The 24639-nt window shown below is 71.8% G+C and carries 15 protein-coding genes; 13 read left to right on the top strand and 2 right to left on the bottom strand.

What is annotated here, in order from left to right; genetic code table 11:
- Window positions 1-17 precede the first annotated feature (17 nt).
- Together ABZ948_RS33680 and ABZ948_RS33675 are read left to right on the top strand one after the other, a co-directional pair.
- Window positions 18-1982: a TIGR03960 family B12-binding radical SAM protein gene (locus ABZ948_RS33680; protein ID WP_359766028.1), complete on the top strand. Its 1965-nt coding sequence runs from the start codon at window positions 18-20 to the stop codon at window positions 1980-1982.
- Window positions 1983-2139: 157 nt separating this feature from the next.
- The gene (locus tag ABZ948_RS33675) at window positions 2140-3351 is read left to right on the top strand and encodes a serine hydrolase domain-containing protein (protein WP_359766026.1); all 1212 of its coding nucleotides are present in this window, start codon (window positions 2140-2142) and stop codon (window positions 3349-3351) included.
- Between the two features lie 157 nt (window positions 3352-3508).
- Here the strand turns inward: ABZ948_RS33675 and ABZ948_RS33670 are convergent, their stop codons facing one another.
- Window positions 3509-4198, bottom strand: coding sequence for a GAF and ANTAR domain-containing protein (locus ABZ948_RS33670; RefSeq protein WP_359766024.1), 690 nt, complete (start codon window positions 4196-4198; stop codon window positions 3509-3511).
- Between the two features lie 159 nt (window positions 4199-4357).
- Between ABZ948_RS33670 and ABZ948_RS33665 the strand changes: the two genes are divergently transcribed.
- From ABZ948_RS33665 to ABZ948_RS33615, 11 genes are all read left to right on the top strand, one after another.
- Window positions 4358-5530 (top strand): phage tail tape measure protein, encoded by a 1173-nt coding sequence (locus ABZ948_RS33665; protein WP_359766022.1) that lies wholly within the window; start codon window positions 4358-4360, stop codon window positions 5528-5530.
- Between the two features lie 48 nt (window positions 5531-5578).
- Entirely contained in the window at window positions 5579-6361 is a 783-nt protein-coding gene (locus ABZ948_RS33660; protein ID WP_359766020.1) for a TIGR03936 family radical SAM-associated protein, read from the top strand.
- A 259-nt stretch (window positions 6362-6620) separates the two neighbouring features.
- Complete coding sequence (locus ABZ948_RS33655; RefSeq protein WP_359766018.1) at window positions 6621-10802, top strand: Rne/Rng family ribonuclease; 4182 nt, start codon at window positions 6621-6623, stop codon at window positions 10800-10802.
- A 231-nt stretch (window positions 10803-11033) separates the two neighbouring features.
- Window positions 11034-11354 (top strand): 50S ribosomal protein L21, encoded by a 321-nt coding sequence (gene rplU, locus ABZ948_RS33650; RefSeq protein WP_003990208.1) that lies wholly within the window; start codon window positions 11034-11036, stop codon window positions 11352-11354.
- Between the two features lie 14 nt (window positions 11355-11368).
- Window positions 11369-11623 (top strand): 50S ribosomal protein L27, encoded by a 255-nt coding sequence (gene rpmA, locus ABZ948_RS33645; protein WP_010041940.1) that lies wholly within the window; start codon window positions 11369-11371, stop codon window positions 11621-11623.
- A 124-nt stretch (window positions 11624-11747) separates the two neighbouring features.
- Window positions 11748-13184: a GTPase ObgE gene (gene obgE, locus ABZ948_RS33640; RefSeq protein ID WP_359766015.1), complete on the top strand. Its 1437-nt coding sequence runs from the start codon at window positions 11748-11750 to the stop codon at window positions 13182-13184.
- 151 nt (window positions 13185-13335) lie between these two features.
- Window positions 13336-14817 carry an FG-GAP-like repeat-containing protein gene (locus ABZ948_RS33635; RefSeq protein ID WP_359766013.1) on the top strand — a complete coding sequence of 494 codons (1482 nt, stop codon included), beginning with the start codon at window positions 13336-13338 and terminating at the stop codon, window positions 14815-14817.
- Window positions 14818-14985: 168 nt separating this feature from the next.
- Window positions 14986-16536: an alkaline phosphatase D family protein gene (locus ABZ948_RS33630; protein WP_359766011.1), complete on the top strand. Its 1551-nt coding sequence runs from the start codon at window positions 14986-14988 to the stop codon at window positions 16534-16536.
- Between the two features lie 571 nt (window positions 16537-17107).
- A complete protein-coding gene (locus ABZ948_RS33625; RefSeq protein WP_359766009.1) occupies window positions 17108-18604 on the top strand; it encodes a D-ribitol-5-phosphate cytidylyltransferase in 1497 nt (498 codons plus the stop codon).
- 202 nt (window positions 18605-18806) lie between these two features.
- Complete coding sequence (locus tag ABZ948_RS33620; RefSeq protein ID WP_359766046.1) at window positions 18807-20885, top strand: CDP-glycerol glycerophosphotransferase family protein; 2079 nt, start codon at window positions 18807-18809, stop codon at window positions 20883-20885.
- Window positions 20886-21089: 204 nt separating this feature from the next.
- Entirely contained in the window at window positions 21090-22298 is a 1209-nt protein-coding gene (locus tag ABZ948_RS33615; protein WP_359766007.1) for a glycosyltransferase family 2 protein, read from the top strand.
- 88 nt (window positions 22299-22386) lie between these two features.
- On the opposite strand, the gene ABZ948_RS33610 is transcribed toward ABZ948_RS33615, so the two are convergent.
- Window positions 22387-24423, bottom strand: coding sequence for a CDP-glycerol glycerophosphotransferase family protein (locus ABZ948_RS33610; protein WP_359766005.1), 2037 nt, complete (start codon window positions 24421-24423; stop codon window positions 22387-22389).
- Window positions 24424-24639 lie beyond the last annotated feature (216 nt).

Here is a 24639-nt window from a genome sequence, read left to right as displayed (position 1 = left end):
CACGAAGGTTCCGTGAGATGCCTGCCGAAGCCGCCGAGTCTGTGTTCCCGCAGCTCGAAGCTCTGCTCCCGCATGTGCAGAAGCCGATCCAGTACGTCGGCGGAGAGCTCAACTCCACGGTCAAGGACTGGGATTCCTGCGATGTCCGCTGGGCCCTCATGTACCCGGACGCGTACGAGGTCGGTCTGCCCAACCAGGGCGTCATGATCCTCTACGAGGTACTGAACGAACAGCAGGGCGTCCTCGCCGAGCGCACCTACAGCGTGTGGCCGGACCTGGAGGAGCTGATGCGGGAGCACGGCGTCCCGCAGTTCACGGTCGACAGCCACCGGCCGGTGAAGGCGTTCGACGTGCTCGGACTCTCCTTCTCCACGGAGCTCGGCTACACGAACATGCTCGCCGCCCTGGACCTGTCCGGCATCCCGCTGGAGTCCAAGGACCGCGGCCTGGACGACCCGATCGTCCTGGCCGGCGGCCACGCCGCGTTCAACCCCGAACCGATCGCGGACTTCATCGACTGCGCCGTGATCGGCGACGGCGAGCAGGCCGTCCTGGAGATCACCGCGATCATCCGCGCCTGGAAGGCGGAGGGCCGCCCCGGCGGCCGCGAGGAGCTGCTGTTCCGCCTGGCGAAGACGGGCGGCGTGTACGTGCCCGGCTTCTACGACGTCGAGTACCTGCCGGACGGCCGGATCGCCCGTGTCGTGCCCAAGCGCAGCGGCGTGCCGTGGCGCGTGTCCAAGCACACGGTCATGGATCTGGACGAGTGGCCCTACCCCAAGCAGCCCCTCGTCCCGCTCGCCGAGACGGTCCACGAGCGCATGTCGGTGGAGATCTTCCGCGGCTGCACGCGCGGCTGCCGCTTCTGCCAGGCCGGCATGATCACCCGCCCGGTCCGCGAGCGCTCCATCACGGGCATCGGCGACATGGTCGAGCAGGGCCTGAAGGCGACCGGCTTCGAGGAGGTCGGCCTGCTGTCGCTGTCGTCCGCGGACCACAGCGAGATCGGCGACATCGCCAAGGGCCTCGCGGACCGCTACGAGGACGACAAGATCGGCCTGTCGCTGCCGTCGACCCGCGTGGACGCCTTCAACATCGACCTGGCCAACGAGCTGACCCGCAACGGCCGCCGCTCGGGCCTCACCTTCGCCCCCGAGGGCGGCTCGGAGCGCATCCGCAAGGTCATCAACAAGATGGTCTCGGAAGAGGACCTGATCCGCACGGTCGCGACGGCGTACGGCAACGGCTGGCGCCAGGTGAAGCTGTACTTCATGTGCGGCCTGCCGACGGAGACCGACGACGACGTCCTCCAGATCGCCGACATGGCGACGAAGGTCATCGCCAAGGGCCGCGAGGTGTCGAAGTCCAACGACATCCGCTGCACGGTCTCGATCGGCGGCTTCGTCCCCAAGCCGCACACGCCCTTCCAGTGGGCCCCGCAGCTCTCCGCCGAGGAGACGGACGCCCGGCTGCAGAAGCTGCGGGACAAGATCCGCGGCGACAAGAAGTACGGCCGCTCGATCGGCTTCCGCTACCACGACGGCAAGCCCGGCATCGTCGAGGGCCTGCTCTCCCGTGGCGACCGCCGCATCGGCGCGGTCATCCGCGCGGTCTACGACGACGGTGGCCGTTTCGACGGCTGGCGTGAGCACTTCTCGTACGACCGCTGGATGGCCTGCGCGGACAAGGCCCTGGAGCCGTTCGGCGTGGACGTCGACTGGTACACCACCCGCGAGCGCACCTACGAGGAGGTCCTCCCCTGGGACCACCTCGACTCGGGCCTCGACAAGGACTGGCTCTGGGAGGACTGGCAGGACGCCCTCGACGAGACGGAGGTCGAGGACTGCCGCTGGACGCCGTGCTTCGACTGCGGGGTGTGCCCGCAGATGGACACCCACATCCAGATCGGCCCGACGGGCAAGAAGCTCCTGCCCCTGACGGTCAAGAACGCGGCGCCGGCGCCGAGCGGGCACGCCCACTGAGGTGACCTTCATCCGAGCCCCCCTCCGCCGCGGAGGGGGGCTCGGTGCTGCCTCCGAACGAGTGGACTCCTCGGCGGGCGGGTCCGGAAGGGGGCTCCGCCCCGGGGCCGGGTGGTGATCTTCCTACCATCAGCTCACCCTCCGGAAGAGGCCTCCCATGCGCCGTACTCCCTCCCGCCGTGTGCTCGCCGCAGCGCTGCTCGTGGCGTCCGTGCCGGCCCCGATGGCGGCGATGCCCGCCACGGCCGCCCCCGCCGCCTCCGCCACCGCCGGCGTCGCCCGGCACGACCGGGACCACTGCCCGCACGGCGGGCTCGACGCCGCGCTCACCGCCCGGCTGGACAGGACCGTCGAGGACGTCCGCGAGCAGGCCGGCATCCCCGGCGCCGTCGTCGGGCTGTGGATGCACGGCAAGGGCTGCTACGTCCGCGCGACCGGTGTGGCCGACACCGTCACCCGCGAGCCGATGTCCGTCGACTCCTCCGTCCGGATCGGCAGCGAGACCAAGACCTTCACCGTCACCGCCCTGCTCGAACTCGTGGACGACGGTCTGATCGGGCTCGACGACCCGATCTCCCGGTACGTCAAGGGCGTGCCCGACGGCCACCGGATCACCCTGCGTCACCTCGCCGAGATGCGCAGCGGCCTGTTCCCGTACACCTCCGACCCCGAGTTCGACCACACGCTGCTGAGTGAGCCGTGGCGTCACTTCTCCCCGCGCGAGGTGCTCGCCTACGGCTTCCGGCATCCGAACACCTTCGCGCCCGGCGAGGAGTTCCAGTACTCGAACAGCAACCTCGTCCTGCTCGGCCTGGTGATCGAGAAGGTCAGCGGTCAGCGGCTCGCCGACTTCATCCACGAGCGGGTGCTCCACCCGGCCGGCCTGCACCACACCCTGTTCCCGCGGGGCGACGAGTTCCCCGAACCGCACCCGCGCGGCTACACCGACCAGAGTCCGAGCGGCGAGATCGTGGACGCCACCGACTGGAACCCCAGCTGGGCCTGGGCCGCCGGTGCGATGATCTCGAACCTGCACGACCTGCGTCGCTGGGCCGGGATCCTCGCCACCGGGAGGCTGCTCAGCCCCGAGACCCAGGCGCAGCGGCTCCGGACACTGCCGACCGGACACCCCGGCACGAGCTACGGCCTGGGCATCTTCGAGACCAACGGATGGATCGGGCACAACGGCTCGATCCCGGGCTACGAGACGGTGACCGTCCAGCTGCCCGAGCGGAAGGCCACGCTGGTGATCATGATCAACACGGATGCCGTGGTCCAGGGGCAGGAGCCGTCCACGCTCCTCGCCCGGGCGGTCACGGCGGTCGCCACTCCGGAGAACGTCTACGACGGCTCGGTGGTCGCCCGATAGCGGCGTGCCGAATGTGCGGCGGACCGAGAGGTGAGAGGCGGGTCCCCGGGGGGACCCGCTGAAGAGGCCGGTTCGGTTGCGCTCCCCCCGGGGGGCCGGCCCGGCCAGGTTCCCCCAGTTCGGAATGTGTGCTGGGGGAGCCGCTGTGGGGGCGTGGTCAGCCGAGGCGTCCGTGTTCGCAGACCCGCCGGGCGACCTCGCGGAGCTTGACGTTGTGCTCCTGGGAGAAGCGGCGCAGCACGTCGAAGGCCTGGTCCTCGGTGAGGCGGTGGCTGCCCATGAGGATGCCCATGGCCTCTCCGATGACGTGCCGGGTGGCGACGGCCTGCTCCATCTGGGCCTGGCTGCGGGCGCTGGAGAAGGCGACGGCCGCGTGCGAGGCCAGCAGCCAGCCGGCGGTCTCGCTGTCCTCGGTGAAGGAGCCGGGGTGGCGGGAGTAGAGGTCGAGCGCGCCGAGGTCCTCGTCCTCGGTGAACAGCAGGAAGCCCATCATGCTGCCCACCCCGAGGTCGCGGGCCCGGGAGGCGTAGGCGGGCCAGCGCGGTTGTTCCCGGGTGAAGTCGGCGATGCGGAAGACGCGCTCCCCGGTGTCGCCGCGTGCCGCGTCGAAGCAGGGGCCCTGTCCGAGGCGTTCCTGGAGCCGGTCGCTCTCGATGACCAGGTCGTGGGTCGGGGCGACGGTCTCCACCCGTTTGCCGTGCAGCAGGAGGATGCCGGACGCGTCGCATCCCGGTACGAGTTCGACGGCCGAGGCGGTGATGCGGGCGAGGGTGGCGTCGACCGTGTCCTGTGCGAGCAGGTCACGGGCCAAGGAAGCCATCTTCCGCGCGAACACGCGCCAGTCCACTGTCGTCCTCCCTGGTGCCGCTCTTGGCGTGTCTTCTGCCCACGGTGCCATGGTGTGCACATCGGGGCCCGGGGACGCCCGCGCTCGGAGTGCAAGGGGACCTGCCGATGTCACGGGCGGGACTGGATCCGGACGGGGCGCTGAGGCGTCTACGTCGGTATGGATCTGGAGAAACCGTCCCGCGAGGGTGCCGAGCCGCGGGTCGATCTGCGCAAGCCGCCGGCCGGAGCGCCCGTCCTGCGGGAGCCGGAGGTGCCCGAGGGGTGTCTCGCCGTCGCGATCCGGGTCCCGGTGCGGATCGTGGTGCTCGTGCTGGTCGTCCCGGTGCGGATGGTGTGGGACGCGCTGGTCGTGGCCGGGCGGTTCCTGAACGACGCGCTGTTCCGGCCGCTCGGGCGGGCGCTGCTGTGGCTCGGGCGGGCGGTGTTCGTCTGGCCGTTCGTGGGGCTGTGGCGGTACGTGGTCGTTCCGGTGGGCAAGGCCCTCGGGTGGCTGGGGTACGTCCTCGTCGTGGTGCCCGCGGTGTGGCTGTACCGGTACGTGCTCACGCCGGTGGGGCACGCGATCGCCTGGGTGGGGCGGGGGACCGGTGCCGCCCTCGGCTGGGTGTACTCGTACGCGCTTACGCCCGTCGGGCACGCCGTGATGTGGGTGCTGAGGGGGCTCGGCGCCGTGCTCGCCGCGCTCGGGACCGGCGTGTACACGGCCGTGGCGTGGCTCGCGAGGTACCTCGTCGTGGTGCCCGCCGTGTGGCTGTACACGTGGGTGCTCGCGCCCGTCGGCCGGGCTCTCGTCTGGTGCGGTGAGGGGCTCATGTGGCTGGTGAGCACGGTCGTCACCGGCATCGGCACGGCTCTGTACTGGATCGCCAGGATCCTGCTCGTCCTGCCCGCCCTCGCCCTCTGGCGCTGGGTCCTGACGCCGGTCGGGCGCGTCCTGGCCGTCGTCGGACGGGAGGTCCTGGACGCCCTCGGGCACGCCTGGCGGATCGCCGGGCACATCTCGCTCGCCGTCGGGCGGTTCCTCGGCACCCTCTTCCGGTGGATCTTCGTCGAGCCGGTGCGGTGGGTGTACCGCAGCGTGCTCACGCCCGTCGGACACGTCGTCCGGGACACCGTCCTGCGGCCCGCCGCCGAGGCCGCCCGCAGCGTGGGACGGGCCACCCGGCAGGCCCTGGCCACCGCCCGGGAGACCGTACGGCAGGCGCGTGCCGACTTCCGGCGGATGCTCTTCGGAGGGCCCGGGCAGCCGCGGCCGCTCGACCGGAGGGAACCTTCCGGCCGCGAGGCACGTACTCTTGGTAGCAGTACGACCGCTCTCACGAAGGACTGAACGACACTGGGCAAGCGACAGCCCGAAGGCCCGCCGCCCGCACCCGCGGTGCAGCGCATCCGACTGCGCTACACCAAGCGCGGCCGCCTCCGGTTCACCAGCCACCGTGACTTCCAGCGCGCCTTCGAGCGTGCGTTGCGCCGTGCCGAGGTGCCGATGGCCTACTCGGCGGGCTTCACACCGCACCCGAAGGTGTCGTACGCCAATGCCGCACCCACCGGCACGGGCAGTGAGGCGGAGTACCTGGAGATCGCGCTCACCGCGCCGCGCGACCCGGAGCAGCTCAGGAACCTCCTCGACGAGTCGCTGCCCACCGGGCTGGACATCGTCGAGGCGGTCGAGGCCCGCACCTCGGGCCTCGCCGACCGGCTGACCGCTTCCGTCTGGGAGCTGCGGCTGGACGGCGTGTCGCAGGAGGAGGCCCGCCGAGCGGTGGACGCCTTCAACGCGGCCGAGTCGGTCGAGGTCCAGCGCCTCGCCAAGAACGGCGTCCGCACTTTCGACGCCCGCTCCGCCGTCGTGAGCCTGGAGTGCCGCGACCTCTCGGAAACGCACAGTTCGCAGGCTGATAGGCCGACCGACCAGCCCTGTGCGATACTGCGGCTGGTTGTTCGGCACGTGACGCCTGCCGTACGACCCGACGACGTCCTGTCCGGTCTCCGCGCCGTGGCCGACCTGGCGCCGCCGGTCCCCGCAGCGGTGACCAGGCTGGCGCAGGGGCTGTTCGATGAAGAGACCGGCACGGTGACCGACCCGCTCGCGCCCGACCGCGAGGCAGCTCCGGCCCACTCAACGGCCGAATCGACTGCCGCCGCGACGGCGCCGGCGTAAGGAAGGTCCCGCGTAGGGACGGACGTCGTAGCGCCGCCCTCGGACTCGGGAGCCACCTGGGTCGGGCAGCGCACCGACCAGAAGACTTTCGCCAGGCCGTACGCATTCGGCGTACGGAACCGGCGAGACAGGACACAGAGAGCTCCCGTGCGGCGCCCGCGCCCCGGACGGCGGCGACGCGCACAGCGCGAGCCGCGGACGTCACCGGCATCGCCGGACCAGGCGCGGCGCCCGGGAGCCTGACGGGAGAAAAGCCCGCATGCTCGAACCGACCGAACCCACAGAGGGTTCCGAACAGAACACTCCCAGCGACACCCTGCCGCCTCGCCGGCGGCGCCGTGCCGCGTCCCGCCCGGCCGGTCCGCCCGCCGGTGCCTCCTCCGACGCGCCCGTGGAGACCGTCGCGCCGGCCATACCGGCCGCCGAGCCCGATGAACTCGCGGCCGGCCTCGCCGAGAGCGACGAGGCCGAGGACGCCGCCGCGGAGGAGACCGCCGCGGAGGCGGCGGTGACCCCCGAGGCCGCGGTGAGCGCCGAGGAGCCTGCCGAGGCCGTGGCCGAGCAGGCCGAGCCCGCCGGCCGCAAGCGGCGCCGTGTGGTGCGCCGCGCCTCCGCGCCCGCCGGTGCCCCGGCCGCCGCGGAAGCCGCCGAGACCGTGGTGCCCACCGCCGCTCCGGCCGCCCCCGAGGCGTCGGAGCAGGCCGAGGCCCCCGCGGAGGCCACCGCCGAGGTGACCGAGGACGCCGCTCCCCGGCGTACCCGACGCCGTGCGACACGCACCGTGACCTCGCCCGCCGCGGCTCCGGCCGAGGCGGAGACGGGACAGGCCGCGCCGAGCGGCACCGAGCCCGCTGCCGCCGACGAAGGCACCGCAGCCGCCGCCGAAGCCGCCGCCTCCGAGGACGCGGCTCCGCGCCGGACCCGCCGGCGTGCCTCGCGCAAGGTGTCCGCGCCCGCCGGGACGCCCGTGGACGCGCCCGAAGGGAGCGCCGAGGAGGCGAAGAGCCCGGTGACCGAGACCCCCGCCGCAGCCCCTGCCGAGGCCGCCACCGAGACCCCTGCAGAAGCCGCCCCCGCCGCTCAGGCCGCCGAGACGGCCGGTGCCGCCGAGACTGCCGAGCCTGGCGAGGAAGCCGCACCGCGTCGGCGCCGGCGGGTCGTCCGCAGGGCCGCCGCCGGTTTCGCCGAGCCCGCTCAGCCCGCTCAGCCCGCGCAGCGCTCCTCGCGCGGCGCCGGTGCGGCGGCCGGAGAGAGTGAGTCGTCGGCGCGTCCGGCGCGGCCCGCCGTCGCGCTGTTCCAGGCGCCCGTGTTCACCGAGCCCCAGTTCCAGACGCCGGAGCGGGCCGCCGCCGCTGCCGCCGCCGAGGCGGCCGAGACCGAGGAGCCCGAGGAACTCGCCCAGGCGGAGGACGTCCGCGAGGAGCAGCCGTCCGGGGCGCGCCGCCGCCGTCGGCGCCGGGGCGCCGGCGAGGAGGCCGAGGCCCAGGCCGCCGAGGCCCCCGCCGCCGCGACCGCCGTCGACGAGACGGATGACGAGGCCGAGGACTCCGCCGAGGACCAGGCCGACGGCGACGACCAGGAGGAAGCCGAGGGGGCCGGCTCGCGCCGCCGCCGTCGCCGGGGCGGCCGCCGCCGTCGGCGTGGCGAGTCCGCCGAGTCCGACACCGAGGCCGGCGAAGCCACGGACGCCGAGTCCGAGCAGGTCGCCACCGCCCAGGCCGCGCAGGACGCCGAGGACACCGCCGAGCAGACCGAGGAGGACCGGGAGGAGGCCGACGAGGCCGACGACCGTGACGAGTCGGCCGGGGGCGGCTCCAGCAGCAGCCGCAGGCGCCGTCGCCGCCGTCGCCGCGCCGGCGACACCGCCACCGACGCCGAGCCCTCCGACGACGACCCGGAGCGCACGGTCGTCAAGGTCCGCGAGCCCCGCCCGAAGGCCGAACCGTCCGACGAGGTGCAGTCCATCAAGGGCTCGACCCGTCTGGAGGCCAAGAAGCAGCGCCGCCGCGAGGGCCGCGAGCAGGGCCGCCGCCGCGTCCCGATCATCACCGAGGCCGAGTTCCTGGCCCGGCGCGAGGCCGTCGAGCGCGTGATGGTCGTCCGGCAGAACGGCGACCGTACGCAGATCGGCGTCCTCGAGGACAACGTGCTCGTCGAGCACTACGTCAACAAGGAGCAGTCGACCTCGTACGTCGGCAACGTCTACCTCGGCAAGGTGCAGAACGTGCTGCCGTCGATGGAGGCCGCCTTCATCGACATCGGCAAGGGCCGCAACGCCGTGCTGTACGCCGGTGAGGTCAACTTCGAGGCGCTCGGCATGGCCAACGGGCCGCGCCGCATCGAGTCCGCCCTGAAGTCCGGGCAGTCCGTGCTCGTCCAGGTGACGAAGGACCCCATCGGGCACAAGGGCGCCCGCCTGACCAGCCAGGTCTCCCTGCCCGGCCGCTACCTGGTCTACGTCCCCGAGGGGTCGATGACCGGCATCAGCCGCAAGCTGCCCGACACCGAGCGGGCCCGGCTGAAGACCATCCTCAAGAAGATCGTCCCCGAGGACGCGGGCGTCATCGTGCGCACCGCCGCCGAGGGAGCGAGCGAGGAAGAGCTGCGCCGGGACGTCGAGCGGCTGCAGCAGCAGTGGGAGGACATCCAGAAGAAGGCCAAGAACGGCAACGCGCCGACGCTGCTGTACGGCGAGCCGGACATGACCGTCCGGGTCGTGCGCGACATCTTCAACGAGGACTTCTCCAAGGTCGTCGTCAGCGGCGACGAGGCCTGGTCGACCATCCACGGGTACGTCTCGCACGTCGCGCCGGACCTCGCCGAGCGGCTGCAGAAGTGGACCAGCGAGGTCGACGTCTTCGCCACCTACCGGATCGACGAGCAGCTCGCCAAGGCCCTGGACCGCAAGGTCTGGCTGCCCAGCGGCGGCTCGCTGGTGATCGACCGGACCGAGGCGATGGTCGTCGTCGACGTCAACACCGGCAAGTTCACCGGCCAGGGCGGCAACCTCGAAGAGACCGTCACCAGGAACAACCTGGAGGCGGCCGAGGAGATCGTGCGCCAGCTGCGACTGCGCGACCTCGGCGGCATCATCGTCATCGACTTCATCGACATGGTGCTGGAGTCCAACCGGGACCTGGTGCTGCGGCGCCTGCTGGAGTGCCTGGGCCGGGACCGCACGAAGCACCAGGTCGCCGAGGTGACGTCGCTGGGCCTCGTGCAGATGACCCGCAAGCGGGTGGGCCAGGGTCTGCTGGAGTCCTTCTCCGAGACCTGCGTCCACTGCAACGGCCGCGGTGTCATCGTGCACATGGAGCAGCCGACGGCCCCCGGAGGCGGCGGCAAGCGCAAGAAGCGTGCCCGTGCCGGTGCCGCCGAGCAGCCGCACGTGCACGAGGCCGCCGTCGAGACCGCCGAGCAGGAGGCCGAGACCGAGGCCGAGGTCGTGGCCGAGGTCGCCGAGCCGATCGCGCTGCCCGAGCCGTCCTTCGAGCCGGACGAGGAGCTGTACAGCAGCGCCGCCGAGGCGGAGGCCGCGGCCACCCGCGGTCGGTCGCGGCGCCGGGCGAGCCGGCGGGCGTCGGCCCCGGCGGGTTCGCCGCGCGGTGAGGCGGCCGAGCCGCGCAGGGACAAGGCCGAGCGGGCCAAGGACAGGGCCGGGCAGGACGAGCGCGGGGCCGAGCAGGCCGAGGCCGGGGTTCCCACGGCTCAGGACGTCACGGCCGCGCAGGAGGCCGCTCGCCCGGTGCAGCCGGAGCCGGCCGCCGAGGCGCAGGCCGAGCCGGTGGCCGTGGAGGACCCGGTGGTCGAGGCGGCGCAGGCCGAACAGCCCGCGCAGCCCGAGCAGGCCGCCGTGGCCGAGGAGGCCGCGCCGAAGGGCCGCACCCGGCGGCGGGCCACCCGCAAGGTGTCCGCTCCGGCCGGCTCGCCGGCGGGTGCCGAGGCGGCCGTGGTGACGGTCGCCGAGACCGCGCCAGCGGTGTCCGAGGCCCCGCAGGCGACCGAGCAGGCCGAGCAGCCTGAGCAGGCCGGGCAGCCCGCCGAGGCGACCGCCGAGAGCGCCGCCCCGGCCCGTCCGCGGCGCCGGGCCGTGCGCAAGTCCACGGCGCCCACCGCGTCGGACGAGGCGGCCGTCGTGGTCGTCCCGTCGGCCGCCGCGGAGGAGCCGTCGCAGGACGGCACTCCGGCCGCCGAGGCGGGCGAGCCCGCCGAGGAGGCGGCCCCGGCCAAGAAGACGGCCCGCAAGACGGCCAAGAAGGCCACGGCGAAGAAGGCCGCCACCAAGAAGACCGCGGCGAAGAAGACCACCGCGGCCAAGAAGACGACGGCCAAGAAGGCGGCGAAGACCACCAAGACGGCCGCCAAGAAGACCACGTCGAAGAAGACCGCGGCGGCCGAGCAGACGCTCTCCTCCGTCTCGGCCTCCACCGACGAGGACTGACCCGTATGCCGCCTGTGCGTCCGGAGTGACCGGACGCACAGGCGGGGGGCCCGGCTCGGTTTGACCCCCTCGGCCGCGGCCCCGTAACCTTGACCGTCGGCGTGTCGACTGACGCGTCACATCCCCGTAAACCTCATCCTCCGGGCGCCGGGCGCCCAGGAGAGGCCGCCCGCTGTGTCGGGCGGCTGGCCTGCGGGGGTGCCGTTTCCCGAGCGAGAGAGTGAGTTCCGCGTGTACGCCATCGTGCGCAGCGGTGGTCGCCAGCACAAGGTTGCTGTCGGCGACATCGTTGAGGTTGACAAGATTTCCACTGCCAAGGTTGGCGACACGGTCGAGCTCTCGACCCTGCTCGTTGTCGACGGCGACGCCGTGACCAGCGACCCGTGGGTGCTGGCCGGCATCAAGGTCCAGGCCGAGGTCGTGGACCACCACAAGGGGCAGAAGATCGACATTCTGCGCTACAAGAACAAGACCGGTTACCGCCGTCGCCAGGGCCACCGCCAGCAGTACACGGCGATCAAGGTCACCGAGATCCCCACGGCTGCGAAGTAAGGGACTGAGGAGAAATGGCACACAAGAAGGGCGCATCGTCCACTCGGAACGGTCGCGACTCCAATGCCCAGCGGCTCGGCGTGAAGCGCTTCGGCGGTCAGGTCGTCAACGCTGGTGAGATCCTGGTCCGTCAGCGCGGCACCCACTTCCACCCGGGTGCGGGCGTCGGCCGTGGCGGCGACGACACGCTGTTCGCGCTGCAGGCCGGTTCGGTGCAGTTCGGCACCCACCGTGGCCGCAAGGTCGTGAACATCGTTCCGGTCGCCTGATCGGACACTCTCGCGAGGCGGACCTCACTTCCCGTTGCGGGAAGGCGGGTCCGCCTTTCGCTTGTTGAACAAGTACATCTCGTTGAACAAGTAAATCTCGTACGTACTTCTGGAGGCACCCACCATGACCACCTTCGTGGACCGCGTCGAGCTGCACGTCGCCGCGGGTAACGGAGGCCACGGCTGTGCCTCCGTCCACCGCGAGAAGTTCAAGCCGCTGGGCGGCCCGGACGGCGGCAACGGCGGTCGCGGCGGGGACGTGATCCTCACCGTCGACCAGTCCGTCACCACGCTGCTCGACTACCACCACTCCCCGCACCGCAAGGCCACCAACGGCAAGCCCGGCGAGGGCGGCAACCGCTTCGGCAAGGACGGGCAGGACCTGGTCCTGCCGGTGCCGGACGGCACGGTCGTGCTGGACAAGGCGGGCAACGTCCTCGCGGACCTGGTCGGGCACGGCACGTCCTTCGTGGCCGCGCAGGGCGGCCGGGGCGGCCTCGGCAACGCGGCGCTGGCCTCCGCCCGGCGCAAGGCGCCCGGTTTCGCGCTGCTCGGCGAGCCCGGGGACCTGCGGGACGTCGTCCTGGAGCTGAAGACGGTCGCCGATGTCGCGCTCGTCGGGTATCCGAGCGCCGGCAAGTCGTCCCTGATCTCGGTGCTGAGCGCCGCCAAGCCGAAGATCGCCGACTACCCCTTCACCACGCTCGTGCCGAACCTCGGTGTCGTCACGGCCGGTTCGACGGTCTACACCATCGCCGACGTGCCCGGGCTCATCCCGGGAGCCAGCCAGGGCAAGGGCCTGGGGCTCGAGTTCCTGCGGCACGTGGAGCGGTGCAGTGTGCTGGTGCACGTCCTGGACACCGCCACGCTGGAGTCGGACCGCGACCCCGTCTCCGACCTCGACGTCATCGAGGAGGAGCTGCGGCAGTACGGCGGGCTGGACAACCGTCCGCGGATCGTCGTCCTGAACAAGATCGACGTACCGGACGGCAAGGACCTGGCCGACATGGTGCGACCCGACCTGGAGGCCCGCGGGTACCGCGTGTTCGAGGTGTCGGCCGTGGCACACATGGGGCTGAAGGAGCTGTCGTACGCGCTCGCGGAGCTCGTGGCGCAGGCGCGGGCCGCGAAGCCGAAGGAAGAGGCCACGCGGATCGTCATCCGGCCCAAGGCCGTGGACGACACCGGCTTCACCGTGACGCGCGAGGCCGACGGCCTGTTCCGGGTGCGCGGCGAGAAGCCCGAGCGCTGGGTGCGGCAGACCGACTTCAACAACGACGAGGCGGTCGGCTACCTGGCGGACCGGCTCAACCGCCTCGGGGTCGAGGAAGAGCTCGTGAAGGCGGGCGCCCGGGGCGGCGACGGCGTCGCCATCGGCCCCGAGGAGAACGCGGTCGTCTTCGACTGGGAGCCGTCGCTGACGGCCGGGGCGGAGATGCTCGGCCGGCGCGGCGAGGACCACCGGTTCGAAGGGGCGCGGCCGGCCGCGCAGCGCCGCAAGGACCGGCAGGCCGAGCGGGACGAGGCGCAGCGGGAGTTCGACGACTTCGAGCCGTTCTGAGCCTCCTGGGTTAACGGAAAGCAAATGCGCAACGGACTCCGGGGCAACCAAGTCGCCGTGTGGTGAGTCGTACTGGGCGGCGCGGAGCGGATCTTGTTCCGTTCCGCGTGGCAACTGCCAGCGGATCTCCGGAGTTCACGTGCCCCAGTCCATGAGCAAGCGCAGGCTCGGCCGAACGGTCGCGGCGGCCGTCGCCGTCGTCGCGGCCGTCACCACCCCGATGGCCGCGCACGCCGAGCCCGTCGCCGCGTCCACCGCGGCGAAGCTCCACGACGACTTCAACGGCGACGGCTACCCCGACCTCGCGGTGGCCGCCCCGAGCGCGACCGTCGGCGGCAAGGCGGGAGCCGGTTACGTCGCCGTCGTCTACGGCTCCGCGAACGGGCTGAACGTCACGACGCGGCAGGTCGTCAGCCAGAGCACGGCCGGTGTCCCCGGCAGTCCCGAGACGGACGACGCCTTCGGCAGCGCCCTCACCACCGCCGATCTCGACCGCGACGGATACGCGGACCTGGTCGTCGGCGTGGGCCGCGAGGACACCGCCGACGGCGGCGCCGAGTCCGGGCTCGTCGAGGTCCTGTGGGGCGGCCCGAAGGGCCTGTCCGGCAGTGCCGTCCTGGCCACCGGGAAGGCGTACGACGGGCTCGGCGCCCAGGGGCGGCTGACCGTCGGCGATGTGAACGGCGACGGCGCCGAGGACCTGGTGACCGTGGAGAACCAGTTCAACCTGCGCGTGCTCAACGGCCCGTTCTCCCGCGACGGTTCCTCGGACGCCGGTGAGCAGCTCGTGCGGGACGAGTTCGACAGCCGCGTCCTCGACCTGGCCACCGGTGACATCAACGGCGACGGGATCACCGACGTCGCCGCCACCGAGAACGACGGCGACGAGTACGACGCCCGCCGGGTCGTGTACTGGCCGGGCGGCAGGCAGGGACTCTCCCCGTACACCACCGTGCAGGGCGCCGACGGCTACCGGCTCCAGGGCGGCGAGAACCTCGACATCGGGGACATCGACCGGGACGGCTACGACGACATCGTGGTCGGCCGGGCCGTCGACGGGTACGACAGCGACCTCGACACCCCCGCGGCCAAGGGCGGCCGGGTCACCTGGATACCGGGCGGCGCGCAGGGGGCCGACGGCACCAGGGCCAGGTACCTCAACCAGGACAGCCCCGGCGTGCCCGGCTCCGCCGAGCGCGGCGACGGCTTCGGCACGGACGTGCAGATCGCCGACGTCACCGGCGACGGCCACCCGGACGTGGTGACCGGCCTGCCCGGCGAGGACCTGGGCACGGTCTCCGGCGCGGGCGCGGTCGTCGTACTGCGCGGCACGGCGGACGGGCTCACCGGCAGCGGGGCGCAGGTGGTCACGCAGGACACGCCCAACGTGCCGGGCGCCGCCGAGGCGGCCGACGCGTTCGGCAAGGCCGTGCACCTCGCGGACGCGAACGGCGACGGTCTGGCCGACCTGGCCGCCGGCGCGCCGGGGGAGAACGGCAACGCCGGGTCCGTGTGGTACTTCAAGTCCGGCCCCACGACCGTCGTCAGCCCCAACGGCACCACGACCTTCGGTAACACGCTCCTCGGGACGACCGCCTCAGGTGCCCGGCTCGGCACCGGCTTCGCTTACTGATCACCCGTCAGACCCGTCCCGGTAAAGGCTTGTTCCAGCGCTGGCGGCGGGTCTTCTTTTGTCTGCTTAGTTGTCATGTACGTGAACCCCGGCGTTCAGCGGGCGGACCGCCCGCGAGCGTGAAGCTTCCCAGTGTCCAAGTGGCCAGCGAGGTAAGGGAGTCAGCCGATGACCGGAGCAGTATCCCCCGACCGACGCCGCTTTCTGACCGCCGGTGCCGCGGTGCTCGGCGCCGCGGCCTCCGCCCAGCTGTGGCTTCCGGCCGCCGCCCACGCGGCCGAGACGCCGCTGCCCGACGGCGTGTTCAGCCTCGGCGTCGCCTCCGGGGACCCGCTGCCGGACGGCGTCGTGCTGTGGACCCGGCTCGCCCCGGACCCGCTGAACGGCGGCGGGATGCCCGACCGCGTGGTGCCGGTGGAGTGGCAGGTCGCGGAGGACTCCCGGTTCAGAAAGCTCGTCCGCCGGGGCACCGCCCAGGCCAGGCCCGAGTACGGGCACAGCGTTCACGTGGACGTACGCGGGCTCCGCGCGGACCGCGGCTACTGGTACCGCTTCCGCACCAGCGGACAGCTCTCGCCCGTCGGCCGCACCCGCACCGCCCCCCACCCCTACAGCGCCGGCGGCTCCCTGCGCGTGGCGCTGGCCTCCTGCCAGAACTGGCAGCACGGCTATTTCACGCCGTACGCCGACATGCTGGACCAGGACCCGGACGTCGTGGTGTTCGTCGGCGACTACATCTACGAGTCCACGCCCTCGGTGACGGCCCTGCGGCGGCACGAGGGCACCGGTGAGCCGTTCAGCCTCGTCCAGTACCGCAACCGGTACGCCCAGTACCGCACCGACCCGGACCTCGCGGCGATGCACGCGAACGCGCCGTTCGTGGTGAGCTTCGACGACCACGAGGTGGACAACGACTTCGCAGGCGAGATCCCGCAGGACCCGGACAAGCAGCCGCACGACGCGTTCGTGGCCCGCCTGACCGCGGCCTACCAGGCGTTCTACGAGCACATGCCGGTGCGCGCCACCGCCGTCCCGAACGGCCCGCACATCCGGATGTACCGCCGCCTGGAGTTCGGCCGCCTGGCCCGCCTCAACGTCCTGGACACCCGCCAGTACCGCAGCGACCAGGCCACCAGCCAGGAAGGCGCCCAGGACCCGTCGCTGACCATGCTCGGGGCCCGGCAGAAGCAGTGGCTGCTGAACGGCCTCCAGGACTCGCCCGCCCGCTGGAACCTCATCGCCTCCCAGATCATGATGGCCGAGACGGACCTCAAGGTCGGCGAGGGCAAGCTCTGGTTCTACGACGCCTGGGACGGCTACCAGGCGGAACGCAACCGGTTCATGGAGGAGTTCAAGCAGGTCCGCAACCCCGTCGTGCTCTCCGGCGACCGGCACCTGACGATGATCAGCGACCTCAAGGAGGACTACGCCGACCCGGACTCCGCGGTCGTCGGCGCCGAGTTCGTCGGCACCTCCATCTCCAGCAACGGCGACCAGGACCAGGCGGCCTTCCGCCGGGAGTGGGACCCGCGGCGGCCGGACAACCCGCACTGGAAGCTGCTCGACGCGCACCGCGGCTACCACCTCTTCGACATCCGCCGGGCCGGCATCGACGCACAGGTCAGGGTGGTCGACACGGTGCGGCAGCCGACGGCGACGCCCAGCACGCTGGCCCGCCTGCGGGTCGAGGCGGGCCGCCCGGGCGTCGAGGTCGTCTGACCCGGCCCACGACCCCCTGTGAGCCCGGGACTCCGAGGAGTCCCGGGCTCCTCGCCGTGCGCGACGGGCGAGCCGTGTGAGAAGTCCGACCCGGGCCTCGGGCGTATTGCTCTCGCCGAGACCGAATTGCTGCGGAATCTTGACCGGGAATTCCGCGGCAATGGGCGGCGGGGCGCGCCCAATTCGCGACCGGGTTCATGAAGAACGCGTGCAGCCCCCAGCCCCGGGGCGTGAAGATCCGCACACCGGGGCCCGGTCCGCGCCGCCTGCGGCGACGGGCGTGGTGCGCGGGACGCCGTCAAAGCGCGTACCGTGCACCGGACGTCGTCCAAGGAACTCGTGAAGGTCCTGGGTCACCGCTGCCGCAAGCGGCTCCGACGCCGCTGCGCTCCTGTGGAGTTACTCACAGCGCATTTCGCGCACGTCCTCGGAACCGTCTCACCAATCACCAGGAGTGGGAGGTGAATGGCAGGTTGCGCGCACATATGCGGCGGAGGTCGCTCACCTTGCACTGCGGTAACCACAAGTGGGACCATTTCCGAGTTCCCTGTCGCCCCAAGGTAGGTCACCTGTGTCCCAGCACATAGCCAAGCCCCGTACCACCGCAGTGATCCTGGCCGGTGGCACCGGTCAGCGGGTGGGTCTGTCGATCCCCAAGCAGCTGCTGAAGATCGCCGGCAAGGCAGTCATCGAGCACACGCTGACCACCTTCGAGAACGCCGACTCGATCGACGACGTCATCGTGCTGATGGCGCCGGGCTATGTGCCCGATGTCGAGAAGATTGTCGCGAAGGCCGGATTCAAGAAGGTCTCGAAGGTCATCGAGGGCGGCTCCACGCGGAACGAGACCACCGAGCGCGCCATCTCCGCCCTCGGTGAGGGCCTGGCCGAGGGCGAGGACGTCAACGTCCTCTTCCACGACGCCGTGCGCCCCCTGCTGTCGCAGCGCGTCATCGACGACTGTGTCGCGGCGCTGGAGCGCTACCAGGCGGTCGACGTCGCCATCCCGTCCGCGGACACCATCATCGTCACGCGCACGCACGGCGGGGACGGCGAGTTCATCACCGAGATCCCGGACCGCTCCCGGCTGCGCCGCGGCCAGACCCCGCAGGCGTTCAAGCTGTCCACGATCAAGCGGGCCTACGAGGTCGCGTCCGGCGACCCGAACTTCCAGGCGACCGACGACTGCTCCGTGGTGCTCAAGTACCTGCCCGACGTGCCGATCCACGTCGTCGCGGGTGACGAGTACAACATGAAGGTCACCCAGCCCGTCGACGTCTTCATCGCCGACAAGCTCTTCCAGCTCGCCTCCACCGCGGCGCCCGAGCAGGTCTCCGAGGAGGCCTACCGCGAGCTGCTGACCGGCAAGACGGTCGTCGTCTTCGGCGGCTCCTACGGCATCGGCAAGGACATCGCCGAGCTCGCCGAGTCCTACGGCGCCAAGGTCTACGCGCTGGGCCGCTCCACCACCGGCACCCACGTGGAGAACCCGGAGGAGGTCGACGACGCGCTGTCCAAGGCGTACGCCGAGACCGGCCGGATCGACTACGTGGTGAACACCGCGGGCGTGCTGCGCATCGGCAAGCTCGCCGAGACCGACAACGCCACCATCGAGGAGGCGCTGAAGGTCAACTACCTGGCCCCGGTGCAGATCGCCCGTTCGTCGTACAAGTACCTGTCCGAGACCAAGGGCCAGCTGCTCCTCTACACCTCCAGCAGCTACACCCGCGGCCGCGCCGAGTACAGCCTGTACTCCTCGACCAAGGCCGCGATGGTGAACCTCACCCAGGCCCTGTCCGACGAGTGGGCCGGCGACGGTGTCCGCGTCAACTGCATCAACCCCGAGCGCACCGCCACCCCGATGCGCACCAAGGCCTTCGGCCAGGAGCCGGCGGGCTCCCTGCTGTCCTCCGAGGCCGTGGCCCGCACCTCGCTCGACGTGCTGCTGTCCGAGCTGACCGGCCACGTCATCGACGTCCGCCAGCAGGACCCGACGGCCGGCGCGGCCCGGGCGTCCGGCTTCGAGCAGGCGCTGGCCTCGGTGCTGGACCGGCAGGACGGCGTGTAATAATTGGCGCCAAATAGACTTCAGTAATTCAGGCCTCTGCGCCCTCCTGTTAACGGTGTTCGTCATCAGGAGTGTTCGCAGGGGCCTGAATCCATACAGTCTCGCGAATATTCACAGACCAGCCGCATTTCAGAACAAGACCGGCACACCCCTCCCAAGAGCAGGTTTCTCCGTGATATCCACCGCTATTCGCGTCGCCCGGGTGGGCAGCGCGGCCGAGCTGGCCGCGGCGGTCCTCATGGTGGCGGGCTTCCCCGCTCTCATGCTGGCCGCGCTCGTCCCGAGCGTCCCCGCCTTCGCGGCAGCGGCCGCCGTGACGTACCTGGCGGACCACTATCTGCACCGCAAGGGCAGCTACCTGATCAACCGCCTCGGCAAGGTCCGGGCGGGCCTGTCGATCCGCTTCCTGATCCGGCAGCTGTTGCTCGTCCTGCTGCTGGCCCGGCTGTCCCTGGCGGACAACCTGATCTACTACGGGGCGATCGCCTGCTTCATCGCCTTCTACGGCCTGCAGGCCCCGCACGGCGCGCTGGTCCAGCTGATCCGCAACCGCCGCCGCATGCCGGTCGCCACGCGCAACGTCGACCTGAAGTCCCGGATCCGCATCCCGGACGCCCCGCCGCGCGGGCTGCTGCACCGCTCCGCCGAGAAGATGCTGCACCTCGACCTCGCGGCGGTCGTCGGCATCCTGGTCGCCGCACAGGTCAAGTCGGCCCTGGTCGGCTTCGTCGGCATCGGCATCACGGTCGCCCTCGGCACCCTGTACGTCCTGGCGCTCGTGCCGTACGTGCGCGGCCGGAAGATCCCGCCGAAGGCCGAGCGGGTCCTCGCCGCCGTCGACGACTGGCTGGGCGAGTACAAGCCGGAGACCGTCCTGTACTTCTCCGGTTCGAAGGACTCCGCCTACCAGGTCAACATGTGGCTGGACACCATGGAGAACCTGGACACCAAGCCGCTGATCATCCTGCGTGAACGGGCCATCCTGAACAACCTGGCGCCCACCACGGTCCCCGTCATCTGCGTGCCCGGAGGGGTGCACCTGATGAACCTGGACCTGTCCACGGTGCGCGTCGCGCTCTACGCGGCCAACGTCGGCAAGAACATCCACATGCTGCGCGTGCCCACCATGAAGCACGTCTTCATCGGCCACGGCGACAGCGACAAGCTCGCCAGCGTCAACCCGTTCAGCAAGGTCTACGACGAGGTGTGGACCGCCGGCCGCGCCGGCCGCGACCGCTACGCCATCGCCGACGTCGGTGTCCGCGACGACGACATCGTCGAGGTCGGCCGCCCGCAGCTCGCCCCCATCCAGACCTGGCAGGGCGTGCCCGACGGGCGCATCCCGACCGTCCTCTACGCGCCCACCTGGGAGGGCTGGGACGGCAACCCGGGCAACACCTCGATCGTGCTCGCCGGGGAGAACATCGTGAACCGGCTGGTCACGGCCGACCCGCCGGTCCGGGTGCTGTACAAGCCGCACCCGTTCACCGGCACCGTCAGCAAGGACGCCAAGGACGCCCACCAGCGCATCGCCGCCCTGGTCCGCAAGGCCGCCACCGAGCGTGCCGCCGACTCGCGCTTCGCCGCCGACAGCACCGCGCAGACGCAGGCCAAGGCCGAGCTGGCCCGGATCGAGGCCCGCATCGCCCAGCTGGCCGGCTCCGGCGGCGACAAGGGCCGCGACGAGGCCGAGGCCACCCGCGACGGGCAGGTCGACGTCGCGCGGCACGAGGAGGTCGCCCGGCTGCGCGCCGAGTGGAACGACGCCTACTGGCGCTCCTTCCCCGCCTGGGAGCACCGCGTCATCACCGGCGCCGAGCCGCGGCTGTACGACTGCTTCAACGTCTCCGACGCGATGGTCTCGGACATCTCCAGCGTGGTCTCCGACTTCATCGCGAGCGGCAAGCCGTACGCGGTCACGGACTCCGCGGAGGTGGGCGCCGAGGAGTTCAAGCGGAACAACACGGCGGTGCGTGCCGCGGTGATCCTGTCCAACAGCGCGACCGAGCTGGGCGAGCTGCTCGGCGCGGTCCGGGACCCGGCCGCCGACCCGCTGGCCGAGGACCGCAAGGAGCTCAAGCAGTACCTGCTGGGGCCGGACGAGCCGGCCTCCATCGACCAGTTCAACACCGCGGTCGCGAACCTCGCCATCAAGGCCGAGACGCGCAACGTCGGCCAGGAGTCAAGGGTCTCGGCCGCCGCCGAGAGCGAGCTGGCGAACGCCGTACCCGGGCAGCGGGTGTCCGCGGCCGGTGAGACGGACGGTGTCGGCACGGCCTGAACTGCCGCCGCCCGCTGAGAGGTTCGGCCCCCGAGGAGTCCTCCTCGGGGGCCGAACCTTTTCGTTTTCCCGATTCCTGTCGGTTCACCATGTGAGGTGTCTCACTAACACGTGTGTTTGAGGCAACCGCTTGCCTCGATCACTCGTCTACCAAGTAGCGAATGAGGCGATACGGGGGGAATATCCCATTGACTAGGGGGAAACGTGACCGTTGCGCAGCCTGATGTGAGTGTGATCATCGGGGCGTACGAAGCGATGCCGTACTTGATCGAGTGCCTCGCGTCCGTCGAGGCACAGACCCTCGATCCGGAGCGCATCGAGGTCATCGCGGTGGACGACGGCTCGACGGACGGCACGGGGGAGTACCTGGAGGAGTTCGCCGAGCGCGCTCCCATGCACGTCCTGGTGGTCCGTCAGGAGAACTCCGGGGGCCCCAGCGGCCCGCGCAACGTCGGCCTGAGCAAGGCGAGCGGACGTTACGTCTTCTTCCTCGACGCCGACGACCGGCTGGGCCCCGAGGCACTGGAGCGGATGGTCGCCATGGCCGACCGCGCCGGCACGGACGTCGTCCTCGGCAAGGTCGAGGGCGTCAACCGCTCCGCGCCGAAGTCCATGTGGGGGAAGACGGTGGAGCGGACGGACGTCTTCTCCTCCAACATCAAGTTCACGCTCAGCGCCCAGAAGCTGTTCCGCCGCGAGCTGTTGGAGCGGCACGGCATGCGGTTCGACGAGTCGCTGTTCACCGGCGAGGACGCGCTGTTCACCATGGAGGCGTACCTGCGGGCGGACGGCGTCTCGGTCGTCGCCGACCACACCTGCTACTACCTGGTGGGCCGTGACGACGGCAAGCACGTGACCAAGAGCGGCAGTTACACGCTGCGCTTCGACTCCGCGCGCGCCCTGATGAACCTCATCGCCGAGCACCTCCCGGCGGGCGGCCGGCGCGACCAGCTGATGGTCCGGCCCTTCCTCGTCACCCTGCTGCCGCAGTTCGGGCCCAAGTACCTCACGGACAGCGAGGAGATCCGCCGGCACAAGTTCGAGCTGGCCAAGCCGCTGATGGACGCCTACTGGACGGAGGGCGTCGCCCAGCGCCTGAAGGTCCACGAGCGGCTGCGCCTCCACCTGGTCGCCGAGCAGCGGCCCGAACTGCTGCTGGACGTCGTGAAGTTCGTCAAGGCCAAGAAGCAGGCGGCGGCCCTCCTGGAGAGGAAGGGCCGCCGGGTCTACCTCGTCTACCCGCACTTCCGCGACCGGGCCGCGGGCATCCCCGACTCGGTCTACCTCGCCGAGCCCCGCGAGGCCCGCGCCTTCCCGGGCTACCGCGAGGGCGGCGTGGACACGTTCATGCGGCGCGCGGTGCGCAAGGCGCGCCGGGTGCTGCACTCGCGCGAGGTGCGGCCGGCGGCGTGACCGCGGGCGGCGCCGACGCCACGTCTACAGCGGTGCGGGGCCACTGGATTCTTCCAGTGGCCCCGCGGTCGTCCGGTCGTCCCGTCCGTCAGCGCGGTGCGGTCGGAACCGCCGCCTCCGTGCGCTGCCCGGGCAGTTCCGCCGCCAGGCGTTCCGCCACCCGGGCCCGGTGGTCCCGGGCCTTCGCGCACAGCGCCCGCACGGCCTCGCCGAACCGCTCCTGCGACGACGGCTCGTCCGGCCCCAGCAGGCGCAGCTTCAACTCGGCCCGCGCCTCGGCCAGTCCGTCCTTCTCCGGGTGCCGGACGGTCTCCAGCAGGTCCGGCACGCCGGCCGCGTCCGGCGTCAGCACCGTCGCCGCCGCCACCGTCGGGAACGCCGTACGGAAGGCGTCCTCGGGCAGCCCGCTGGTGTTGGCCACCGCGTACGGCTTGCCGCTCGCCAGGAAGTCGCTGATCACGCTCGACACATCGCTGATCAGCAGGTCGGACACGTTGAAGCAGGAGTACAGCGTGGGCCGGGCGTCCGTGACGACCTGGTGCTCACCCTCCGGCAGCGAGGCCCAGTACGCCTCCTCCCACGCGGCCGTCGCCCGCGTCACCGCCGCCGCGCGGCCCGGCTCCGGCGCCGACTGCACCAGCATCCGCTCCACGGTGTCGGCCCCGGCCCGGAAGACGGACGTGGTGAGCCGGTCCAGCTCGGCGGCGCGGGCGGCCAGGTCCGCACCGGCCGGGGGACGCGCTTCGCCCCGCTCCCGGTTGGCCGCCCGGATCAGCTCCCGGATGCGCAGATCGGCGGCGCCCGCGCGCGGGTCCACCGACCCCGTCAGCGGATGCGGCTTGTACAGCAGCCGCACGCCCGGGTCGGCGAGCAGCGCCCGCACGAGGTTCTCGCCGGCCTCCACGACCGAGGTGTTGCCGGGGTTGCCGTCCCAGCCCTCCCAGGTCGGCGCGTACAGGACGGTCGTCCACGCCCCCGCCGGCGGACCCGCGTACGGCCTCACGCCGTCCAGCTGCGGGCGGCCCGTCTCCACCACGTCCTTGTCCTCGACACCGACCTCGGCCAGCGCGTACCGCTCGCGAGCCGCCGGGCCGGCCACCCACACCTCGTCGTACGCCTTCGCGTACGGGTTGCACGAGGACAGCTTGTCGCTCTCGCCGTGGTTGACGAAGGTGTGCTTGATCGTGGGGATGCGCAGCACCTGCGAGGTCTTGCCGGAGTTCGACGGGTGGATGAGGACCTGGAGCGTGGAGTGCTCCAGCCGCATCAGCGTGGACACCTTCGGCAGGCACACGATCGGGATGTCCGTCGCCGCGATCTTCTGCACCATGAACCGCTCCCGCAGGACGATGACCGGCCTGCCCTCCAGCTTCGCGAGCGGCTCCAGCCACATGTTCGCCTGGTAGGCCGAGGAGGCGCCGCCGGAGAAGTACAGGCCGACGGTCGGCCGGTACGAGGCCAGCCAGCCGTCGAGCCAGTCGAGCACCTCCTGCTCGCCGGCCGGACGGCGTCCCGGCAGCAGCCGGAGCAGCAGCGCGCCGAGGCCGGTGAGCGCGAGGGCGAGGGAGAGCGCGATGCCCGCCGCCGCGTACACCGGCCGGTCGCCCGGCACGGACGCCAGCAGCCCGGCCGTCGCCGGCAGGCCGAACACCAGCAGCCGGTGGCCGGGGCGGCGCAGCAGCACGGACGGGGCCGGGGACAGCCGCAGCGCCGAGGCGTCGATGTTCCGGGTCACCACGGGCAGGGTGCGGGTGCGGCGGACCAGCACGGAGACGGCCTGGATCGCGCAGTGCAGCACGTAGAACGCGAGCAGCCCGGCGACGAGCGGGGCGTACACCGTCTCCCGGTCCTGCTCGCCGAGCCGCAGCAGAGCCACGACCAGGAGCAGGTCCCGCAGGACGTGCCGCACGGTGATGTCCGCGTGCGACTTGGCGAACAGCGACAGCACCCCGCGCTGCCACCGGTACAGGGCCCCCTCGGTGGCCAGGGAGACGGCTGTCGCGGCGAGCAGCAGCGGGACGTGGGGCAGCAGCGCCGCGACCGCCTGGGCGGCGAACGCGGCAGCCAGGACGACGGCGACCAGCCCCTTCAACAGGGCCGGTGGGCGGGGGAGGGGTAGGGGCACTGCGGTCTCCAGGAGCGTCGGGTCGGCCCAGGTCGGCCGTCCGGGTTAACGCGCGGCGACCTCCTGACGACACGCGCGTGTCCGGGGGGCGGGGGAGGGCGGGGCCGGTACGTGCGGAGCCGCGAGGAAGCCCGGAGCTCGCGGGCATCCGGCGGGGCGTGCGGGTGCGGTTCGCGCGTGCGGCTGTCGGCACCCATGTGCGGCTGCCGGCACCGT

The organism is Streptomyces olindensis (assembly GCF_040645895.1).
Taxonomy (GTDB): Bacteria; Actinomycetota; Actinomycetes; order Streptomycetales; family Streptomycetaceae; genus Streptomyces; species Streptomyces olindensis.
This window is presented reverse-complemented; position numbering and strand designations above follow the sequence as displayed.

Bases quoted from the DNA above. Each gene is read 5' to 3' on its own strand.
- ABZ948_RS33680 (WP_359766028.1), top strand. From the start codon at position 18: ATGCCTGCCGAAGCCGCCGAGTCTGTGTTCCCGCAGCTCGAAGCTCTG.
- ABZ948_RS33675 (WP_359766026.1), top strand. From the start codon at position 2,140: ATGCGCCGTACTCCCTCCCGCCGTGTGCTCGCCGCAGCGCTGCTCGTG.
- ABZ948_RS33665 (WP_359766022.1), top strand. From the start codon at position 4,358: ATGGATCTGGAGAAACCGTCCCGCGAGGGTGCCGAGCCGCGGGTCGAT.
- obgE (WP_359766015.1), top strand. From the start codon at position 11,748: ATGACCACCTTCGTGGACCGCGTCGAGCTGCACGTCGCCGCGGGTAAC.
- rpmA (WP_010041940.1), top strand. From the start codon at position 11,369: ATGGCACACAAGAAGGGCGCATCGTCCACTCGGAACGGTCGCGACTCC.
- ABZ948_RS33630 (WP_359766011.1), top strand. From the start codon at position 14,986: ATGACCGGAGCAGTATCCCCCGACCGACGCCGCTTTCTGACCGCCGGT.
- ABZ948_RS33635 (WP_359766013.1), top strand. From the start codon at position 13,336: ATGAGCAAGCGCAGGCTCGGCCGAACGGTCGCGGCGGCCGTCGCCGTC.
- ABZ948_RS33655 (WP_359766018.1), top strand. From the start codon at position 6,621: ATGCTCGAACCGACCGAACCCACAGAGGGTTCCGAACAGAACACTCCC.